The 1679-nt window shown below is 48.2% G+C and carries 2 protein-coding genes; both read right to left on the bottom strand.

Annotated elements, in window-relative coordinates; translation table 11 throughout:
* Positions 1–61 precede the first annotated feature (61 nt).
* Positions 62–1165: a histidinol-phosphate transaminase gene (gene hisC / locus GRP75_RS26220; protein WP_160790806.1), complete on the bottom strand. Its 1104-nt coding sequence runs from the start codon at positions 1163–1165 to the stop codon at positions 62–64.
* Positions 1166–1222: 57 nt separating this feature from the next.
* A partial coding sequence (gene trpA / locus GRP75_RS26215) for a tryptophan synthase subunit alpha (protein WP_160790805.1) occupies positions 1223–1679 on the bottom strand: 457 nt, incomplete at its 5' end.

The raw sequence follows: 1679 nt of genomic DNA, 5'->3' as shown, positions 1-1679 counted from the left end.
CCAATCAGTCCCACGCCGAAAATGGCAATCTTCATCAATTATCAAATCCCATCTGCGGAAATTATAGGCGTACTTTCGCCGCTTCCGCCCCCAGGACCTGTTCCAGCGCACGAATAAACAACTCATTTTGCGGCTGTGATCCAACCGACACCCTAATATATGTCGGATATTTGTGATGACCTGCGCGAATAATCACACCTTTACGAAGCAACTCCTGGAATACTTCACCGGATGGACGACGTACATCCAGCATAATAAAATTACCATGTGCTGGGAAAGACTCCAGTCCCAGACGCTTCAGCTCATTTTGCAAATAAGCTCTGCCCTCTGCATTACGATCCCGGCATTCTTGAACAAATTCCTGATCTTCCAGGGCAGCAATGGCCGCAGCCTGTGCTACCCGTGATGTATTAAACGGTTCACGAACCTGATTTATCAAGCGAATGATTGACTCAGCTCCCATACCATAACCAATGCGCAGCGAAGCAAGCCCATAGATTTTGGAGAAGGTGCGTAGTACAACCAGGTTTTCATACGCTGGCAACAAACGAATGCCGTCGGGATACGAGCGATCCGTCACAAACTCGGCGTAGGCTTCATCCAGTACAACCATGATATGCTTTGGTACTTGGTCCAAAAACGCAATCAGCTCTGCTTCGGGTACAATCGTGCCCGTCGGGTTATTTGGATTACAGATCCAAATAATTTTCGTACGGTCATTGATGTGGGACAGCATAGCATCCAGATCATGTACACCGTCACGCAAAGGCACCTCAACTGCAACCGCTCCCTCAATTTCTACGTTACTTTTGTATACGGAAAATGTCTGATCGGCCATAATGCTTTCTTCCCCAGGAAGGAGAAAAGCACGCGTAATCAACGCACTTATTTCGTCAGATCCGCAGCCATAGATAAACTGTTCCTCTTTTAAACCCGTCCGTTTAGCTAGTGCCTGTGTCAAAGCTACGGCACTTCCGTCAGGATATACACTAATGTTAGCAAACTCCTGCTGAATGGCCTGCAACACTTTGGGAGAGCTACCATACGGATTCTCGTTCGAGGCGAGCTTGATGACTTCATCGAGTCCCAGCTCACGTTTTACGTCTTCAATCGGTTTACCGGGCTGATATACTGGCAAATGTACAATATGCGGTTTAGGTTGCATGCCCCTACCTCCTCTATCCAATCAGAACATATTTATTACTTTCTATTTTGACAGCCATTACTGCTTTAATTGTGCCACAAAATTATGAATTTGCAAAAGACCTTCTTGCCTGCGCGCAGAATCATTCAGCAATGGAATGGCTTCTTCCACCTGACGTACAATAGCACTGCCGACCACAACTCCATCGCAAATGTTTGAAAACCGGGCTACCTGCTCTTGAGTAGAGATCCCAAAGCCGACCGCTACCGGAATATCCGTATGCCGTTTGACCTGCGCGATAAAGCCCTCTATACCTTCAAAAAAGGAAGCTCTTTCCCCGGTTACACCCAGCGAGGATACACAGTATACAAATCCTCGGGCCTGACGGACAATTCGCTCGATCCGCTGTTCAGAAGTTGGAGCCACCAGAGGAATCAGATGCACACCCACCTCTGCTGCCCGTCCTCCCAGCTCCTCCGCTTCCTCAAGCGGAAGGTCCGGAATAATCAGACCACTGATACCGTGCTCCTGCAAG

The sequence above is a fragment of the Paenibacillus sp. OT2-17 genome (assembly GCF_009827695.1).
GTDB classification, from domain to species: domain Bacteria; phylum Bacillota; class Bacilli; order Paenibacillales; family Paenibacillaceae; genus Paenibacillus; species Paenibacillus polymyxa_B.
The sequence above is the reverse complement of the archived record's forward strand: the minus strand, read 5'-3'. Positions and strand labels throughout refer to the sequence as shown.